Origin of the sequence: Flavobacterium aquariorum (assembly GCF_003254745.1) — a bacterium.
Lineage (GTDB): Bacteria > Bacteroidota > Bacteroidia > Flavobacteriales > Flavobacteriaceae > Flavobacterium > Flavobacterium aquariorum.
Genome location: NZ_QKXH01000012.1, coordinates 142083 through 162032, shown reverse-complemented (window position 1 = coordinate 162032; position 19950 = coordinate 142083). Strand labels below are relative to the sequence as shown.

16 protein-coding genes and 2 tRNA genes are annotated in these 19950 nt (G+C 35.5%); 3 read left to right on the top strand and 15 right to left on the bottom strand.

Annotated elements, in window-relative coordinates:
• Window positions 1-342: 342 nt before the first annotated feature.
• The 3 genes from DOS84_RS17175 to DOS84_RS17165 form a co-directional block, all read right to left on the bottom strand.
• The gene (locus DOS84_RS17175) at window positions 343-1041 is read right to left on the bottom strand and encodes a pseudouridine synthase (protein WP_111411330.1); all 699 of its coding nucleotides are present in this window, start codon (window positions 1039-1041) and stop codon (window positions 343-345) included.
• A gap of 128 nt (window positions 1042-1169) precedes the next feature.
• Window positions 1170-1242, bottom strand: a tRNA-Met gene (locus DOS84_RS17170).
• A gap of 35 nt (window positions 1243-1277) precedes the next feature.
• A tRNA-Met gene (locus DOS84_RS17165) sits at window positions 1278-1350 on the bottom strand.
• A gap of 117 nt (window positions 1351-1467) precedes the next feature.
• On the opposite strand from DOS84_RS17165, the gene era reads away from it, so the two are divergent.
• Window positions 1468-2349: a GTPase Era gene (era, locus tag DOS84_RS17160; protein WP_111411329.1), complete on the top strand. Its 882-nt coding sequence runs from the start codon at window positions 1468-1470 to the stop codon at window positions 2347-2349.
• Between the two features lie 373 nt (window positions 2350-2722).
• On the opposite strand, the gene DOS84_RS17155 is transcribed toward era, so the two are convergent.
• Window positions 2723-3220 carry a hypothetical protein gene (locus DOS84_RS17155; RefSeq protein WP_111411328.1) on the bottom strand — a complete coding sequence of 166 codons (498 nt, stop codon included), beginning with the start codon at window positions 3218-3220 and terminating at the stop codon, window positions 2723-2725.
• A 140-nt stretch (window positions 3221-3360) separates the two neighbouring features.
• Between DOS84_RS17155 and der the strand changes: the two genes are divergently transcribed.
• Window positions 3361-4671, top strand: coding sequence for a ribosome biogenesis GTPase Der (gene der, locus DOS84_RS17150; RefSeq protein ID WP_111411327.1), 1311 nt, complete (start codon window positions 3361-3363; stop codon window positions 4669-4671).
• Between the two features lie 60 nt (window positions 4672-4731).
• Here the strand turns inward: der and DOS84_RS17145 are convergent, their stop codons facing one another.
• The 11 genes from DOS84_RS17145 to DOS84_RS17095 form a co-directional block, all read right to left on the bottom strand.
• Window positions 4732-4962, bottom strand: a complete 231-nt coding sequence (locus DOS84_RS17145; protein WP_111411326.1) for a hypothetical protein — start codon at window positions 4960-4962, stop codon at window positions 4732-4734.
• A 121-nt stretch (window positions 4963-5083) separates the two neighbouring features.
• A complete protein-coding gene (locus DOS84_RS17140; RefSeq protein ID WP_111411325.1) occupies window positions 5084-6253 on the bottom strand; it encodes a chromate transporter in 1170 nt (389 codons plus the stop codon).
• 110 nt (window positions 6254-6363) lie between these two features.
• On the bottom strand, window positions 6364-7119 hold the full coding sequence (locus DOS84_RS17135) for a DUF2490 domain-containing protein (protein WP_111411324.1): 756 nt from the start codon (window positions 7117-7119) through the stop codon (window positions 6364-6366).
• A 140-nt stretch (window positions 7120-7259) separates the two neighbouring features.
• The gene (locus tag DOS84_RS17130; RefSeq protein ID WP_111411323.1) at window positions 7260-9815 is read right to left on the bottom strand and encodes a TonB-dependent receptor; all 2556 of its coding nucleotides are present in this window, start codon (window positions 9813-9815) and stop codon (window positions 7260-7262) included.
• Window positions 9816-10057: 242 nt separating this feature from the next.
• The gene (locus DOS84_RS17125) at window positions 10058-10471 is read right to left on the bottom strand and encodes an RrF2 family transcriptional regulator (RefSeq protein ID WP_111411322.1); all 414 of its coding nucleotides are present in this window, start codon (window positions 10469-10471) and stop codon (window positions 10058-10060) included.
• Window positions 10472-10852: 381 nt separating this feature from the next.
• Window positions 10853-13342 (bottom strand): WG repeat-containing protein, encoded by a 2490-nt coding sequence (locus DOS84_RS17120; RefSeq protein ID WP_165830460.1) that lies wholly within the window; start codon window positions 13340-13342, stop codon window positions 10853-10855.
• A gap of 190 nt (window positions 13343-13532) precedes the next feature.
• Entirely contained in the window at window positions 13533-14372 is an 840-nt protein-coding gene (locus DOS84_RS17115) for a TPM domain-containing protein (protein WP_424320179.1), read from the bottom strand.
• Window positions 14372-14809: a TPM domain-containing protein gene (locus DOS84_RS17110; RefSeq protein WP_111411319.1), complete on the bottom strand. Its 438-nt coding sequence runs from the start codon at window positions 14807-14809 to the stop codon at window positions 14372-14374. Before DOS84_RS17110 ends, DOS84_RS17115 begins: the two co-directional genes overlap by 1 nt.
• A 42-nt stretch (window positions 14810-14851) precedes the next feature.
• Entirely contained in the window at window positions 14852-15433 is a 582-nt protein-coding gene (locus DOS84_RS17105) for a LemA family protein (protein WP_111411318.1), read from the bottom strand.
• A 41-nt stretch (window positions 15434-15474) separates the two neighbouring features.
• Window positions 15475-15810: a MerR family transcriptional regulator gene (locus DOS84_RS17100; RefSeq protein ID WP_111411317.1), complete on the bottom strand. Its 336-nt coding sequence runs from the start codon at window positions 15808-15810 to the stop codon at window positions 15475-15477.
• Window positions 15811-15895: 85 nt separating this feature from the next.
• On the bottom strand, window positions 15896-16873 hold the full coding sequence (locus DOS84_RS17095) for a M23 family metallopeptidase (protein WP_111411316.1): 978 nt from the start codon (window positions 16871-16873) through the stop codon (window positions 15896-15898).
• A gap of 441 nt (window positions 16874-17314) precedes the next feature.
• Here DOS84_RS17095 and alaS point away from each other — a divergent pair, with 441 nt between their 5' ends.
• Window positions 17315-19945: an alanine--tRNA ligase gene (alaS, locus tag DOS84_RS17090; protein WP_111411315.1), complete on the top strand. Its 2631-nt coding sequence runs from the start codon at window positions 17315-17317 to the stop codon at window positions 19943-19945.
• The last annotated feature ends 5 nt before the right edge of the window (window positions 19946-19950 follow it).

Sequence of the window (19950 nt, the reverse complement as noted above, 5' to 3'; positions counted from 1 at the left end):
AAGAATTACAATAAAAAATTTAGCCATAAAAAAACAGTTGTATAGTAAGTTTAGGATTAAGAATTATATTTGTATAACTATATTAGGATTTATTTAATAATCTGTATAGTTATTTCAGGACGGGTCAAGGACGGCACACAGTACATATCAAAGGCGTATCAAAGGCATGGATAGTGTATGAATAATGTATGAAAAAAGTTTAGAAGCTTAAGGACGTAAATGCACAAAGCAATTAATCGAAAAAAGCTCCAGATTTCTCTGAAGCTTTTCTAGTAGGGGAGCGGGACTCGAACCTGTGTCCGCGGCGGCGGATACGAGCCCGATGAGTTACAAATTATTATTCTATTTATACTTACTCAAATCTAGATTAAGAATAATACCTACTCTGCTAAACTCTTCATTAATCTTTGCATTCAAGATTAGTTGTTCATTTTTTATTGGATGATTAAAAATTAACTGATGTGCATGAAGCATCATTCCTTTCAGCTCATAATTCTCCAACCATAATTTATTTTGTTTGTTACAACCATGTGGGCGACTTCCTAAAATGGGATGAAAAATATGTTTGAAATGTTTTCGTAATTGATGCATACGTCCAGTTTCAGGAATCGCTTCTACCAAACAATATCGTGACGTTGGTTGATTGTTAAATTCTAACTCGACTTCGGCATTTTGCAAACGATGAAAGTATGTTATCGCATTTTGTTTAATGTCATCATCATTGGTTAAATCATAATCAATCGTTAGTTCTTCGGGTGACCAACCACGTAAAATTGCTAAATACTTTTTTTCGACTTCGCGTGTGGCAAAACGATCATTCATAATTTTTAAAATCTCTTTATCTAACGCAAATAATAAGATACCAGAAGTTTTTCGGTCTAACCGATGAATAGGATAAACGTGTTGCCCTCCTATTTGATTTCTCAATTCTTGAATAGCATAAACTTTTGCATCGCGCGCATAAAATGATTTGTGAACCAACAATCCACTTGGTTTATTAATTGCTATAATATATTCATCTTGGTAAAGAATTTCTAACATTTCAATGTTTTTTATACTGTTGATTATGTTACCCTGCTGGCGCGAGCGTCCCGCTCGTGAACACAAAGAGACGTTGAGAAAGATGGTTAAAAAGAAAAAAGCTTCAGATTTCTCTGAAGCTTTTCTAGTAGCGGGAACAGGACTCGAACCTGTGACCTTCGGGTTATGAGCCCGACGAGCTGCCTACTGCTCTATCCCGCGATGCGCGTTTTGTAATCTCAATAAGGCTACCTTAGTAGCGGGAACAGGACTCGAACCTGTGACCTTCGGGTTATGAGCCCGACGAGCTGCCTACTGCTCTATCCCGCGTTGTTTCGGGTGCAAAGATACGCCGAATTTTGATAAATCCAATGAAAACTTTAAAAAATGTTTTATTTCCTGTATTGACTTGATATGACTACCTTTGCAGCATAAATTTAAGTAGAAATGTCACATAAAGCAGGTTTTGTAAACATCATAGGGAATCCAAACGTTGGGAAATCAACGTTAATGAACGCCTTTGTTGGTGAAAGGTTATCAATTATTACGTCAAAAGCACAAACAACACGTCATAGAATTCTTGGGATTGTAAACGGGGAAGATTTTCAAATGATCTTGTCGGATACGCCTGGGATCATCAAACCGGCCTACGAAATGCAGGAATCGATGATGAACTTTGTGAAGTCCGCTTTTGAAGATGCCGATGTTTTAATCTATATGGTAGAAATTGGTGAGCAAGAATTGAAAGACGAAGCTTTTTTTAATAAAATTATCCATTCGAAAATTCCGGTTTTGTTATTATTAAACAAAATTGACAATTCGAATCAAGCACAGTTGGAAGAGCAAGTAGCTTTTTGGACCGCCAAAGTGCCGAATGCTGAAATTTATCCAATATCTGCTTTGCAGAATTTTAATGTGCCTGAAGTTTTTCAAAGAATTATTTCATTGTTGCCGGAATCACCTGCGTATTACCCAAAAGATCAATTGACAGATAAACCGGAACGTTTCTTTGTTAACGAAACGATTCGTGAAAAAATATTATTGAATTACAGCAAAGAAATTCCATACGCAGTTGAAATCGTAACCGAAGAGTTTTTCGAAGATGAGAATATCATCCGTATTCGTTCTTTGATTATGGTGGAACGTGATACCCAAAAAGGAATCGTTATTGGTCATAAAGGTGCTGCTTTGAAAAAAGTGGGAATGGATGCCCGTGTGGATTTGGAGAAATTCTTCGGGAAGCAAATCCATATTGAATTGTACGTGAAAGTGAATAAAAACTGGAGAAGCAACGCAAATATGTTGAAGCGTTTTGGATATAATCAGTAAAAAAAGTAATTAGTGAAAAGTAATTAGTGAATAGCTTTTTAATTTTCTATGAAATAAAATAGTTTAAAATCAGTATTGGAATTTGTTCTAATGCTGATTTTTTTTAGCCCGGATCGAAATGAAAACCCCGCAGTGAAAAAAGGTTGTTGTTCTTGTGGTTGTAGAGCGACTGGAAGAAGCTCGAGCAAGCGCATTGGAACAACTCCTTTTTGAACGAGGAGTTGTAATGGAGAGTTGGATTGGCTACCGAAATTTTTAGTGATTAGTAATTAGTCATTGGTGATTAGCAAAAGATCCAACATAATATAGATGAATTCAAAATTGACACACTCAAAAGCTAATCACTAATTACTTTTTACTAATTACTCTATACTTAAGATTCTAAGATTTCTAGAAATATTTTTTCAATATCGTTCATTTGTTTTTCGCCGTTGCTTCGGATTTGTTTGGCGATTACGTAGAGCAAGAACCAAGCGAAAACCATCAGGGACATCACGACAAAATCACCTGTTGTGGATTTTTTTAAAATAGTGTCAGAGTAGGCGATACTGCAAAAAATGATGAATGTTCCTGCTATCATGAAATGCAAAAACATGAAAAACGTCCATAAATCGGGGTCGGGGCCAAACAATCCGCGGATGTGGGTTTGATTATCGCCTTTGGATTCCATTTCTAGGTGCAAATGCGGTGACCAATAGGCTTTTTTGGGTCCTTTGATGTTGATCCAAATGTGGTATTCTTTTATTTTTAGAATGAAATCCTGGGAATTGGTGGTTGTAAAATGGATGAATTTTTGACGCAAAGTATCAATGTTTAAATCGATTTCTTTGTAGAAGCGCAAACGCAAACGAATCTCATTATTGGCATCCATAATTTTCTAAATGAAGCGGTTAAGGGAACAAGCTGTGGCGAATATACCAAAAAAATTGATATTCATGGTTTTAAACACTACCTTTGCAACCCGAAACTGGAAAACAGTATTCGGGAGAAATAAATATTTGAATTTATATTATGAACAATATTGTTGCGATAGTAGGAAGACCTAATGTAGGGAAATCAACCCTTTTTAATAGGCTGATACAAAGAAGAGAAGCTATTGTAGATTCAGTTTCTGGAGTTACCAGAGATAGAAACTACGGTAAAAGCGAGTGGAACGGAAAAGAGTTTTCTGTGATTGATACGGGAGGATACATTCGTGGATCGGATGATGTTTTTGAAGGTGAAATCCGTAAACAAGTAGAATTGGCTATAGATGAAGCGGATGTTATTATATTTGTTGTAGATGTTGAAGAGGGGATTACCCCAATGGATGATGTTGTTGCGCGTTTGTTGCGTAAAGTGACCAAACCTGTTTTATTAGCGGTAAATAAGGTAGATAATGCCATGCGTGAAAAAGACGCTCTTGAGTTTTATAACCTTGGTTTAGGTGAGTATTACACTTTTGCCAGTATTTCTGGAAGTGGAACTGGGGATTTATTGGATGCTTTGATTGAAGCTTTCCCAGTGAAACCGGAACCCGTTCAAGAAGAGGTAGTTTTGCCTCGTTTTGCTGTGGTAGGTCGTCCTAATGCAGGAAAATCAAGTTTTATCAATGCATTGATTGGTAAAGAACGTTTTATGGTAACTGATATTGCGGGTACTACTCGTGATGCAATTGATACAAAATTTGACCGTTTTGGTTTTGAATTTAACTTGGTAGATACGGCAGGTATTCGCCGTAAAGCGAAAGTAAAAGAAGATTTGGAGTTTTACTCCGTAATGCGTTCGGTTCGTGCAATTGAGCATGCCGATATTTGTATCTTGGTAATTGATGCAACCCGTGGATTTGAAGGCCAGGACCAAAGTATTTTTTGGTTGGCCGAGAAAAACCGAAAAGGCGTTGTAATCTTGGTAAACAAATGGGATTTGGTTGAAAAAGATACCATGTCAACCCGTGATTATGAGGAGAAAATTAAAAAGGAATTAATGCCGTTTACGGATGTGCCTATTCTTTTTGTTTCGGCTTTGACTAAGCAACGTTTGTTAAAAGCATTGGAAGCGACTGTTCAGGTGTATGAAAACAGACAGCAACGCATACCGACTTCAAAATTCAACGAATTCATGTTGAAAGTGATAGAGGCCTATCCGCCACCGGCAACTAAAGGGAAATATGTAAAAATTAAATATTGTATGCAGTTGCCAACTCAGACACCTCAGTTTGTGTTTTTTGCCAATATGCCGCAATATGTTAAGGAACCTTACAAACGTTACCTTGAGAATAAGATTAGAGAAAACTGGGATTTCTCAGGAGTTCCAATCGATATTTATATTAGAGAGAAATAAAAATAGAAAGTCCCGAAGAAATTCGGGACTTTTTTTGCCTTGATCTGAAAATACGATTTCTTAGTGTACTAAATTTTTCTTGGAGTTATCACGGTACCAATCCTTAAATTTTTTATTTGTTTTGTATTCTTCATCGTGCAGTACTGTAAAGATTAAAAGCAATAGTAGACTCACACCAATAAAGTACAAACCCATTAAAACTGGAAAAAATAGTTTTGTTTGGCATAGTGCAGCAAAAACAACAAGATAAATTGTGGTTAACCACGTCAGCTTAATTGCAAAATTTTTCATGGCCTTAACTTTTCTATTAAAGTTACGGTCTGTTTTTACAAAATTTAGTTAATTGGTGAATAATCTATTCTTAAAATTGGATTGACAAACTGTAGAATTTAGGAGCACTTTTTTTATTAAATTATATCAGTTTGAGTAAAATGCCCAATAACGCAGCAATTCCTATTATTTGTGGTTCTTGTATTTTTTTGACATATATCAAAATGAGAACTGTACCTGTTGCAATTAATGCTGTGGGAATGTCTACAATGGTTCGGAGGGAAATTACAATTACGGCACCCACTAAAGCGCCAATAACCCCAGCAGTTATTCCTTCTACAAATGCTTTGATACTTTTGTTTTGTGATATTCTCTTAAAATAGGGGGCAGGAATTACCGTGAATAAGTAACAAGGCAGAAAAACGCCCAAAGCAGCAATAGTGGCTCCAGAAGCTCCTGCGACCAAATATCCAATGAAACCGACGGTTATTACAACAGGGCCAGGAGTAATCATCGCTACCGCTACCGCATCGACAAATTGATTTTCGGTTAGCCACCCATGCTCGTTGACCACTCCAGCGTGTAAAAAGGGTACAATAGCCAGCCCGCTTCCAAAAACAAATGCTCCAGCTTTGATAAAAAACCAGGCAAGGTCTCCTAATTTCCCAAGTTCTATAGCCGAAAATCCAGCTGTTGAAAGAAAAAAGAAGGAAGCAACTTTAGGACGTTTAATCCATTGTGGTGGTGCTTTCACAATCATGTAGATGAAACCCAAAGCCACAAACAAAAGTAGTTCCTCTTTTTGCGTTACAGCCGTAAGTATAGTGGCTAAGATGTAAAAGATCCAAAGCAACCAATTGCTCTTTATAGCCGGAATTTCAAATTTACTAATCGATTTGACGGTCAATTTATAGGAACTCAAAACAATAATTCCAATTACAGCTGCGCTTATGCCATAAAAAATGGCTTGCATCCACGGTAATCCGCCATATGCTTGATAGGCAATACCTAATAGAACGACCATTATGAAGGAGGGAATTACAAAGGCTAAGCCCGATAAGGTTGCGCCCAAAACTCCAAAATGCACAAAGCCAATATAAATTCCCAATTGCGCAGCTAAAGGACCGGGTGCCAATTGCGAAAGCGCTAGTCCTTCTTTGAAGTCGGAATCATTAATCCATTTTCTGTGTTCGACCAAGTCGCGATGCATGTAACCAACTAATGCCACAGGACCACCAAAGCCTGTTGTTCCTAACTTTAGAAAATATTTTAATAGATTAATTAAAGTGTAATTAATTTTTTCAGTACTCATGTTTTTTTTGTTTTTGGAATGACTTGATTCTTATTAAATTACATTATAATTTCCAAAATAAACAATCAAAAAACAGAGTAAGTCAACTTTGTTTTTGGTTCATCAGAGCCTTAATTAGTCTGTACTTTATGTTTTTCTTTTAGTTTTATTTTATGGAAAAAGGTAAACCTGATAATATCTCTGTCAAAATAATCAACACCACTTGGTCGTTGTTGGAAACTATTTAAATAGCCCAATTCTAAAGCAATATTTTTGTTTACACCGTATTGCAACGCGGCATAAATTCTGTTTTGGTCAAATGTGTTTTTAACAACATTTTCACCACCATTAATCATCAATTCGTCATATACAATTGTTTTCAAATACTGACTTTCCTTTTTCCAGCAGGAGTATTCCCCTTGAAGACGGTATCTGAATCTCCAATAGAAAGTGGTCCCCGGGAGTAATTCCTGTTTATTGGAATTGTGTATAAATCGCTCTTCTGCTTGAACCCGCTGATTCAGTGTTATCTTTCCGTATTCTTGTTTCCAAGTGATGTCCTGTTGTCCTCTGTATTCGGGTATTCTAAAATCATAAGTGACTTCGGGAACTTGTGTGGCTACAGAGAAATAAGCATATCCGGCACCAACTTCCACATCTTTGTTGATCTTATAACGCCCCTGAATTCGCATTTCATATAAATTTTCTTCTACAGGATTCATGAAAATCCTATTGTCAAATTCAGTATGAATGGACCATTTGTTGTTTATTGTCAATTGGTTGTAATAGCGTGTCCAAAGTAAACTTTGATGATCTACATTTTTTTCGGTTTGTGCTTGGGAGACAAAACATACTAATAATAGATAAGAGATCCGGCTGATTTTCATGTAGGGTTTATCAATTTATTACAAATTTAAATAAACTCTATATAATCACTAAGCTTTATACAGTTTTATATTTTAAAATCTATTTATAACAAAGTAAAACCTTCAAAGCTATATAGTGAGGGTTCTGACTTGGCAAATTGTTACAAATTATATTTAATGGTTATTCCGTACGTTCTTTGATCTCCCAGTACACCAGCATATTGTCCTGAATTTCCGCCAGCAGGCAATAATTGCTCGTAATAATCCTTATCCAAAAGGTTGCGTCCCCAAATGTGAACAGATAGACCTTCTGTCGCACGGAAACCCAAACGCCCATTGAAGATGGCATAACCAGGAACTATCAGATACTTTGAAGCTGAAGGACTTGAAAAGAATTCAGAACGCGCATATCCGTCAAGGGCTATGAAAAACTTACCGGCATTTGCAAAGAATTTGGCATCTTTAGTATATTCACCGCTTAAACTTCCAGCCCATTTTGAAACGCCTGGTAAATCAGTTCCAGAAACATCTTTAAAGGATACGGCAGCACCAGTTTCTTCTAATGGAAGCGGAGCATTGGTGAATTTCACATATTTACCGTCAGTATAGGTAGCAGCTCCGCTGAACGCAAAATGTTTGTTAACTATAAAACTGGCATCTAGTTCCACACCTTTTACACGTACTTCGTCAGCATTGGCAAGATATCCACGATTTACACCTAATTCAGCAGCTTGAACATTGGTTTGGAAGTCTTTGATATCTGTATTAAAGTAGGTCAGGTTCAATATGGCATTTTTAATAGGAGTCGTTTTTACTCCAAATTCATAATGGTTTACATCCTCAGGCTTAATTACGGCAAGTTCAAGTATAGGTTGACCTGCAAGGCTAGGGAGTCCCGCTACATTCACACCAACAGGTTTGTAACTTTTTGCATAAGTTCCATACGTATTAATCTTGTCTGAAACCTTATAAGATACTGTTAGATTTCCTGAAAAGTCAGTATCATCCTTTTCGGCTGTAAAAGCTTGGTCTGTATAAACTTTCTTTTTCAAAGCAATTAATGCTAGATCTGAAGTTTCAAGACCTCCATAAGTTTTACGGTCGTAATCTGCTTCTTTATTGTCATAATTATATCTTAATCCTGGCAATATGTGTAAACGTTCTGTTATAGCCCAGTCTAATTGTCCAAAGACTGCCGCACTTGTTGAATGTATTTTGGCATTTGTATGTATTCCATATCCTTCAAAAAGACCTGGTGTTTTCCATAATGCACTTTGTGAATCTTGGGAAAATCGCCATTGAGCATCCCCTGATTCTTCTGTACCCTTTGTTTTTGATGTTTGGTCAATAAAAAACACACCGGCAACACCACTTATTTTTGATGTAATCTGACCTGCATAACGAACTTCTTGGGTAAATTGTGTCTGTCTCGAAGGATTTTGCGATTTGGCAAGTACTTGTAAGCCTGTAAAGTCTCTGTCATTGGATGGATCCCATGTCCAAAAACGCCAAGCAGTGGTTGAGGTAAGTGTTCCTTCTCCAATTTTGGTGTCAATAGTAAGGGATGCCCCGCCTAAATCTTGGTTGGAACGCCATGGTGTATCGTGATCAATCTTGCGGTCAAAGGCATTCAAACTTGGAAGTTGGTAATTTAAATCAGCTATAATGGCATTAAATTGACGATACGCTGCTCTTTGTGTAGGTGCAACACCTGCAACAACTTGTGCATATCCGTCATTATGTTGAGTGGTAATGTCTCCCGCCAATGTAATATTGGTGTTTTCTGATGGAGTATAAAGCAACTGTCCTCTAATACCTTGATTGTTTAGTGTATTTGTTGGTCTTCCTGTTGCAACATTATCGATTATACCATCACGTTGCGTGCCAGAAAATGATAATCTACCGGCAATTTTTTTGCTCAAAGCTCCGGTAACCGAAGCTTTGGCCTGCAGGTAGGCATAATTTCCGTAACTCACTTCGAAGTCAGCACCCGATGTAAAGCTTGGTTTACGAGAAGTTATGTTAAAAGCGCCTGAAGTTGTGTTTTTACCAAACAAGGTTCCTTGCGGTCCACGTAACACCTCAATTCGCTCCACATCGATAAAATCGAGAGTGGTTGCTGCCGGGCGAGCATAATAAACACCGTCTACATAGAATCCAACACCTGGATCGATACCGTCATTTGTAAGTCCGAAAGGAGAACCCAGACCGCGAATGTTAATTCCAGTATTTCTTGGATTTGATGAATAAAGTTGAACTGAAGGAACTAATTCTTTAATGCGATTCACGTTAAAAGCACCAGCTTGTTCTGCTTGTTTTCCGGTTACAACTGATACGGCAATTGGTATCTCTTGTGCTTTTTCTATTCGACGTCTGGAAGAAACGACAACTTCGGATAAAACATTTTCATCTTCTGTGCTTAGTGTTATTTCTAATGGTGTGTCTGAGAGTAGACCGATTTTTATTTCTTTGGTGTTGTAGCCTACATATTGTATGAGTAGGGAAAAAGGAAGTTTCTGTTGAGTGTCAATACTGAACTTTCCGCTTGAATCAGAAGTAGTATTGTATGTAGTTCCTTTTATAACAATATTTACAGCTTCTAAAGGATTTTTCTGATTGTCTGTTATGACTCCTGTTACAACGTTTTGTGCAAAAGAAGTTGAAAAAATAAATAGTAGTACTAGACTTGAAATTGTTTTTGTATATATAGTTCTCATTATTATGTATGTTATATGTAATTAGTAGTATTTAAAATCAAATTTTTTTGATAAACTAGCACATGTACATACACATCATTTGAGGAATAATTTTTTCTAAATTTGGAAGAGTAGTTTTCCTGACTGCATTTTTTGGGCTTTGATTCGTTTGCATTTCTTTAATTTTGATTGTTAATCATACGTTAATTTGACGCAAATATATATAAATTCTATAAATTTAGTATAGTTTAGGAAATATTTTTTTATTTTTTTACCAATGAGGCAATTGTAATGCCTTGCATTGCTTTTAAAGTTTCGTCTCTAATGGTCATCAATCCGTGTCGTAATAAGCATTCCGACTCGCTTACACAATCAGAGCAACGCTCATAAAAATTTAATGAAGCACAAGGAAGTAATGCAATTGCACCATCAAATAGTCGATGGATATCGGCTAAAGTGATCGTTTCTTTGTCTTTTAAAAGATAATAACCACCATATTTTCCTTGCTTGCTACCTACAAAATGACCTCTCTTTAAATCCAAAAGTATTTGTTCTAAAAATTTTTTTGGAATGGACGCGCCTTCAGCAATTTCAATAGTTCTTGAAATGTGATTTTCATCTTGTTGGGCTAAATAAAGAAGCGCTTTAAGGGCATATTTGGTTTTGTGTGAAAGCATTCTGGATGATTATTTTTTATAATGGATATAAAATTGAATGGATTCTTTTCAATGAATACATTCATGATTCAAATATAGACTTTTTTTTAATTTTTTTTAATTTAATTTTCAAACTAACTAATCCTTGTGGTATCCCAGTTTAAGAGTGTAATGCCATTTTTGTTTGAGGAGCTTTATTGAGCTGTATGCTATATCTGTTATCCCTCCCGATAGCCATCGGGACTGGGACAATAGGATGCTGTTTACTTCGTTAGTTCGCTTCGCTCGTGTCAATCTGGACTAGGGGATTCGTTTTCATAATAAACGTTGTTGCTTAAAACTCAAAAGAGAATCCGTGTTGAACTCTCTTCTGTGTTTGTTACCCGCTTCCTTTGCATTAGTTTAATAATCAGATATTTCAAAATTGCGATACATAAAATAAGAGCTAATCCAAAAGCCATTAACTTTTACAGCGTTTCTTATTATTTTTTCCATTAAGCGTGTATCACCAAATGCATGGTCACTAGTTCTTGAATTTGTTACAATACCATTGTTGTCAATGTAAGTATAGTCATTTACAAATTTCAATGATGCTTTATTATAAAATCTATCATCATTCCATCTATCCCGTTTGAACTCTAATAGTTTTTTATAATATTCTTTCGCAATCATATCTTGGTTTGGAGTGTATTGAAGAGACTTTCTATCAAATATATTTGTCGTTAAATAATAAAGGATATGTTTTGAAGGAGCAATTTTTGTGCAAAAAGTCATTAATTGATCATTTTTGGGATTATCCATGGCTTCTACTAGTGCAAATTTTAATTCATCAAAAGTTTTATAACCGTCGTGGATATTCATTTCTTTTTTTACGCCCATGTATACTCCTTTATTGTTTATAACTCTCATAGTATTTTTATCGAAAGTTAATGTTTCATTACCTTCAAAATTAGCTACATCATCGAATGTGTCGAAACATAAAGCTTTACCATTTTCATCAATGATTTTGTATTTGTTTTTAATTTTAGCTTTATAAATATTTTTAGAGTCGTCTATTTTTGCAATAAATTGATATCCAAAATCAACTAAGACTTTATTTTTTAGTGAAATCAATCCCCATTTACCATTCTTTTTAGCAGGCAGAATGATTTCTTTACTTGGATATGGGTTTGCTAAGTCAAAACTGAGGTCATCATATAAAAAAGGAACGAGGGTTGTGTTTTTATCATCAACAATTCCAAACTTATTATTTTTAGAAGCAATAAAATAGGTATTCGTCTCAACAGTCAGTTTTTGTTTTATTTTGCTATAAATCTGAGGAAGAGATTGCTTTTGGTTTATTTCATCATAAACACCATAATTGTTTTTTGTGTCTTGAAGAAATAAAAATGATTTTTGAGTGTCAAAAAATGGACATACTAAATTATCTTCATTAAGAATGTACCCATATTTTTTGATTGAATTATCATAAATGGTTTTACCATCAGTATTGATAATGGAATAAGTTGTGCCTTTTATAGCAAATAGTAATTTGCTTTTATCGTTATCCGATTCAAAAATAAAATTATACTCTGGTTTTAAAATTACAGAGCCATCTTTTTTGTATAATCCACATTTTCCATCTTTAGTTTTGCCACAAATGAAGTTCTTTCTCTCAAAAATATATTCAAAACCAATAGGTATTATTTCCTTATTTGATAAGTTTATTACTCCTGTCAAATCATTGTTTTTTACTTTAAATAAATTTTTGAAACTATCAGCATCTGAAAGGAACATATTAAAATCATCTATTTCGTCATACATTGGAGGAATTAAAATTTCTCCTTTTGCAGAAGCCCAGCCTTGCTTTTTGTTTTTTATGATTTTGAACTCACTCTGCATTCCCATAACTTGAATGTCATCATATTCTAAAGGCAATATTTGATTGAGTTTGTAATCAACCATACCCGAAATACTGCCTTTTTTCAATTCAATAAATCGAGTGCCATCACAATTAATGGCATCGTAGTCTATGTCAATTTTTTGCTTTGTTTTTGGTAAATAAGCTCCTTTCTTTTTGTCTTTTTCAACGATTATGATGCCTCTCATATAATCATTGTATATTTTGTCCATCTCATCATCATAAATTCGGATGCCATTTTCAATTAATCCTTTTTTTGGACCAATTTCGGTTATGAAAATATCTTGGGAAACAGAGTTTATGAAATATTTATTTTTATCGAGTAATTTTTTTATATAGTCATTCTCATTTAATTTTTTTCCGTCTGTCGATATATTATCATAGATAGGTTCCAAAATTAATTTTCCTCCTACAATCAGACCCTTTTTGGAGTCTTTTGAAATAATGGCCGAATTTTTATATAAATAAATATTGTCAAATGAATAATTGGATGCAGTGTTGTCCAAGATTAATTTTAACTCCTTCTTTTCGTCTCTAACCAAAGTTGTTTTTGATGCGTTGTTTGAATAAATAATTTTAGAGTATTTGATAGGCAATAATGAAATTCCCTTGTCTGTGACAGTTCCATATTTATTGTTGAGTTTTACAATGTAAGATTGTATTCCATTGCCAATTGAATCGTATTTGGTTTCCAAAATAGATTCCCCATTTTTATTTATGATGCCAAATTTATTATTGCTTTTTACTTTGAAATCATTTTCTGAAAAATCAATATAATCATAAGTGGGTTTTACAATTACAGTATTGCCTTGCTTTATGCCATATTTGTTGTTCTCAGTAAAAATAGCTGGATTTGCATTATTAGAATCAGGTGCATCTTCTACTGTTAGGTAGAAGTCATCAGTATCTCCTTTAACGGATTGAGCAGGAACTTGAGAGAGAGCAAAAAGAGAATTAAATGCGACAAATGTTAAAGTAAAAATTTTTTTCATTGACATTATTTTTAAAAAAGAAATTTGATTTTTTATTTCCTCAAACTTAATAGAAAATGATTAATAATTTTTCCTAACTTATTTTTTATTTGGTAAATAGATAAAATTTTTAAGTTGTAGAATTTTAAGAATAGTGCATAAGTAAATAAACCACTCGATTTGAGTGGTTTATTTGTTTTTATTATAATTTCTACCAGCTTCCGCTTGAACCTCCACCAGAGAATCCGCCTCCGCCAAAACCACCACCGAAGCCGCCACCTCCGCCTCCGAAGCCGCCACCTGATGATCCACCACCAAAACCACCTCCGCTACCTCTTCCGAGGCTGCTTAGTATAATGACGTCGAGTAGGCTAGGGCCTCCACCGCCACGGTTTCCTGAATTACTATTTCCGCCACCTTTGTTTTTGGAAAGTAATATCAAAACGATGATAACTATAACAATGATTGGTAAAATTGGAAAATCTTTTCCTTTGGTTTGTTTACGTTCACCTTTGTATTTTCCTTTAAAAACATCAAAAAGTGCGTCTGTGCCTTTGTCTAAACCTTGGTAATAACTACCCGCTTTAAATTCAGGAACAATTATATAGTCAATAATTTGCCCACCAATAGCTGCTGTTAAACGGTCTTCAAGTCCGTATCCTGGGTGAATGGCGATTCTTCTTTCGTTTTTGGCCAAAAGTATGATGACCCCATTATCATCTTTTTGTGTTCCTCCAATTCCCCATTTTTGTCCCCAATTTGTGGCTAGTTGGTCAATACTTTCGTTCTTGAGACTTTCGATAGTGATTACCACAATTTGGGTCGTTGTTGAATCTGAGTATTTGATGAGTTTTTCTTCAAGCTGTGCTTTTTCCTGCGGGCTTAAAACATTGGCATAATCATAAACCGAAGTTTGAAAATTAGGTTTCTCCGGAATTGTAAATTGGGCAAATAGAAAGCTACTATTTAAGAAAAGAAAAACATAAAGAAATAAGTTCCACCCAGCTTTTATTTTTCGACTTTCGACTTTCGACTTTCGACTTATTTCCATCATCCTTTTGATATTTCGTTTGATAATTCGTTGGTATCTCCTTCTTGCCAAGGAAAATGCTTTTTCAGTTCTTCTCCTGCTTTCAAAATGCCATCAATTAATCCTTGTTTGAAATTTCCTTGTTTGAAATGGGTAATCATGACATCACGTGTACTGTCCCAAAAAGTATTGGTGACAATATCGTTGATGCCTTTGTCTCCACAAATCACAAAGGTTTTGTCTTCGACAGCCAAATAGATTAGAACACCATTTTGCAATTCGGTTTCATCCATTTTCAATTCATGAAAAACTTCCATAGCACGATCATATGCATCTAGGGAAGTTGTTTTTTCTAAATGGACTCTAATTTCGCCAGAAGTATTTTTTTCGGCTATTCGAATAGCTTCAACAATTTCCTGCTCGTCTTCTTTACTTAAAAAATCTTCTACTTTTGACATCGTATTGGTTTTAAAAACCCCGCCAAAGCAGGGTTAGATTTTTTAGAATTTTACTTCAACAGGTTTTTCAGCACCCGCAACTGATTTGAATAGTGCTTTTTCTTTATACTCGGAAAGGATTATATTTCTAGGCATTTTTAAAACATAATTATTGTAAGTTTCAACAGATTCATTAAAACGAGTTCTTGCGGTAAGAATTTGATTTTCTGTACTGGTTAGTTCTCTTTGTAAATCGATAAAATTTTGGTTAGCTTTTAATTCGGGGTATTTTTCAACACTAACTAATAATCTTGATAAAGCTGAAGAAACACCGCTTTGTGCTTGACTGAATTTTTCAAATTGTTCAGGTGTAATATTTGAGGGGTCAACAGTTATTGAAGTTGCTTTTGCACGTGCTTCAATTACAGCTGTTAAAGTGCTTTTCTCAAAATCAGCTGCACCTTTAACTGTATTTACCAAATTTCCAATAAGGTCATTTCTTCTTTGATAAGTTGTTTCAACATTTCCCCATTCTTTTTTAACAGCCTGATCAACTTCAATAGCTCCGTTTTTAACGTTAATATACCAAAGGCCAATTATAATAACTAATCCAATTCCGATAATCCAAGGCAAAAATCTTTTCATGTTTGTTTAATTTAGAGTTTGTTTGTTGTTTTAATTTATTGTTATTGTAATTCGTTTTTAATGTTGATTAATTGCATTTTTATGGTTTCTAATTTACTGATAATTTCAAATTTATCCATTGTTTTCTTTTGGCCTTCTTTTAAATGTATTTTGGCGCCTTCTAAAGTAAATCCTCTTTCTTTGACCAAATGATAAATAAGCTGCAGGTTTTTGATATCTTCGGGGGTGAACATTCTATTCCCTTTGGCATTTTTCTTTGGTTTTAGAATGTCAAATTCGCTGTCCCAAAAACGAATTAGGGAAGCGTTTACATCAAATGCTTTGGCGACTTCGCCTATGCTGTAGTATCTTTTATCTGGCGATAATTCTATATGCATAATTTTATTTTGAATATTTTTTTTAAATCTTCTTTTTATCCTTCAAGTTCGCTCAGATGACGACTGAAATCTGCCAACTAAAAAACTAATCCAAAGATTGATTCTCTTGGTTAGCTATTTTTGAAATTGCAACGTATTCCACTGCCGAAATATTGCCATAATAAAAATTTAACGGGTTAACCACTTTTCCGTTTTTGTGTACTTCGTAATGCAAATGTGGTGCCTCGGAACGTCCAGTGCTGCCTACATATCCTATGATATCTCCTCGTTTTACTGATTTTCCTGCGCGACAATTGTATTTACTTAAATGGCCATAAAGTGTTTCATATCCATAACCGTGTCTGATTACAATATGGTTTCCATATCCCGAAGCGGTATTGTCAGCCTGTGCAACAACTCCATCACCAGTGGCATAGATTGGTGTTCCTGTTTTGGCCGTAAAATCCATTCCTTCGTGCATTTTTCTAGCCTTTGTAAATGGGTCAGTTCTATATCCAAAACCAGAGGCCATTCTTTTTAAATTTTCATTTTTTACGGGCTGTATCGCCGGAATTGCCGAGAGCAGTTTGCCTTTGGCTTTGGCCAATTTTACAATTTCATCCAATGATTTGGATTGTATGGCCAATTCTTTACTCAACGCATCCACTCTCTCTGTGGTGTTGATTACCAATTTTGAATTGTTATAGCCTTGTAAAGCTGCATAACGGTTTATTTTTGAATAACCAGCTTTTCGTTCTTCTTCGGGAATGGCGGCTGTGTTGAAATAAACACGATATAAATTGTTGTCCCTGTCCTCAATATCTTCGATTACATCATCTAATTGGTCCATTTTTTTGTTTAAAATGGCATAGTTTAATTTTAAATTTTCTATTTCCCTCGCTTGCAAGCGGTCTTTTGGTGTGTCAAAATAAGGGGTGTTTAACAATATAATGAAGCTTAAAAATCCAAAAATAGCTGATGCCAATAAAAACAGAACGGCAAAGCCAACTTTTCTTCTCTTTCTGATTTTTATTTTGCGATAAGCCAGATTTACGGAATCGTAATAATATTTTACTTTCGCCATATTTTAAAATACCCTATTTTTGCAAATTATTTAAAGGTAAGTCGAACAAATTTAATAAATGTTTCAGTTGTTCTGCTCTTTTTTTTAATAATAAATAAATGTTGCCTGTCTTTCGAGAGACGCTATCCCGATAGTTATCGGGACTAAGATACTAAGAGACTGAGTCTTTTGGTTTAGAAAGAAGTTCTTGATAGTGCGGGTTTGCGTGAGGGATAGAAGCTAGCTACCGAAGTAGCGCGGATAGCCCGACCCCGTTGAGGAAAGGGGCTTTGTAAGCGGTGCTATAAGTAAGCCCCTTTTCTCAACGGGGGCACGCCCAAGAAGAAAAGCTACTAAGGTTCTAATTGGCTGAGTGTATAAGTTTTTTAGTTTAGAAACTTAGAGTCTCAGAGACTTAGAAACTTTAAAAAAAATAAACGAATTACTGAATATACAGCAAAAATGAAATCACAAGACGTACGTAAACAATTTTTAGATTTTTTTGAAAGTAAAGGGCATTTAATTGTACCATCGGCTCCGATAGTTCTTAAGGACGATCCAACTTTGATGTTTAACAACTCGGGAATGGCGCAGTTTAAAGAATATTTTCTGGGTCTGGGAACTCCAAAAAGTAACAGAATTGCCGATACACAAAAATGTCTTCGTGTTTCCGGAAAGCATAATGACCTGGAGGAAGTTGGGATTGATACGTATCACCACACGATGTTTGAGATGTTGGGGAACTGGTCTTTTGGAGATTATTTCAAAAAAGAGGCTATTCACTGGGCTTGGGAATTGTTGACGGAAGTGTATAAAATTCCAAAAGACATACTTTATGTTTCGGTTTTTGAAGGAAATCCAGATGAGAATGTGCCTTTTGACCAGGAAGCTTGGGATATTTGGAAAACGTTGATTGACGAAGACCGAATTATTCTGGGAAACAAAAAAGATAATTTCTGGGAAATGGGTGACCAGGGACCTTGTGGACCTTGTTCTGAAATTCACGTTGATATTCGTTCTGCCGAAGAAAAAGCTTTGGTTTCAGGAAAATCTTTGGTGAATAATGATCACCCGCACGTAGTGGAGATTTGGAACAATGTATTTATGGAGTTTAATCGTAAAGCCGATGGTTCTCTAGAGAAATTGCCTGCTCAACACGTGGATACGGGGATGGGATTTGAGCGTCTTTGTATGGTTTTGCAAGGAGTTCAGTCCAATTATGATACCGATGTTTTTACACCGCTAATCAGAGAAATCGAAACGATTACCGGAACTAAATATACAATTAAAGCGAAAGACGAAGCCGAAGAAAAAGTAAATATTGCGATTCGGGTAATTGCGGATCACGTGCGTGCGGTAGCTTTTGCCATTGCCGACGGTCAGTTGCCATCAAACACGGGAGCTGGTTATGTAATTCGTAGAATTTTACGTCGTGCGATTCGTTACGGTTTTACTTTCTTGAATACCAAAGAGCCTTTTATATATAGATTAGTTGACACTTTAAGTGCTCAAATGGGAGGGTCTTTTCCAGAAATCCGTTCGCAAAAAGCATTGTGTTCGAACGTGATTCGTGAAGAGGAAAGTTCTTTCTTGAGAACATTGGATCAAGGATTGGTGTTGTTGGATGCGGTGATTAACACCAATTCTGGTAAAATAATTGATGGTAAAAAAGCATTTGAATTGTATGATACTTATGGTTTTCCAATCGATTTAACGGCTTTGATTTTGTCTGAAAAAGGATTGGAATTAGACGAAAAAGGATTTCAGGAACAATTGCAATTACAAAAGGAGCGTTCTCGTGCGGCTTCCAAAGTTACGGCTGGAGACTGGAATGTTTTGGTTGAAGACGACGTTCAGGAATTTGTGGGTTATGATAGATTGAAGCACAATGTTAAAATCACGAAATACCGCAGAGTGGATAGTGTGAAAGATGGTGAAATTTATCAGTTGGTTTTCAATGCGACGCCTTTTTATGGAGAAAGTGGAGGACAAACGGGTGATAAAGGATATTTGGAAGCTCCAAACGGAGACATTATCTATATTATTGACACTAAAAAAGAAAACAATCAAACGATACATCTTACCAAATCATTGCCGGACAATTTAACCGATAGTTTTACTGCTGTGGTGGATGCAATTCAAAGAGCAAAAACATCTTCAAACCATACGGCAACTCACTTGTTGCACCAAGGATTGCGTAAAATATTGGGAACTCATATCGAACAAAAAGGTTCGATGGTACGTTCCGCTTCTTTGCGTTTTGACTTTTCTCATTTCTCTAAAGTAACAGATGATGAACTTAAAGAAGTGGAAGATTTTGTAAATGCAAGAATTCGCGAGAGTTTACCATTGATAGAAAAAAGGGCCATTCCAAAAGACCAAGCGTTGCAAGAAGGTGCAATGGCTTTATTTGGAGAAAAATATGGTGATTTGGTTCGAATGATAAAATTTGGTGATTCGGTAGAGTTGTGCGGAGGAACGCATGTTCCTAATACAAGTGATATTTGGCATTTCAAAATTACTTCGGAAGGTGCCGTTGCTGCAGGAATCAGACGTATTGAAGCAATTACAAGCGAAGCTGCCAAAGATTTTTTCGAATCGCAGTTGATTACTTTTGCTGAGATAAAAGAAGTGTTGAAAAATGCCGTTGATCCTGTAAAAGCTATTCATTCAATACAGGAAGAAAACACTTCGCTTAAAAAACAATTGGAGGTTTTATTGAAAGATAAAGCCAAAAATATGAAAGGCGAATTGGCTCAGGAGTTGCAAGAAATAAATGGTATTCAGTTTCTTGCCAGACAAGTTGACTTAAGTCCGGAAGGAGCAAAAGATTTGGCTTATGAATTGGGAACTTTAGGAACAAATATATTCTTGGTTTTGGCAACTGCTGATGGTGGAAAACCAATGTTGTCTTGTTATATCTCTAAAGAATTGGTTGCCGATAAAAAACTAAACGCGGGTCAAGTGGTTCGTGAATTAGGGAAATACATCCAAGGAGGAGGAGGAGGACAGCCTTTCTTCGCTACCGCAGGAGGAAAAAATGCAGATGGAATTGCTCAGGCTTTGACTAAAGCTATTGAGTTTGTGAAGTAAATTTC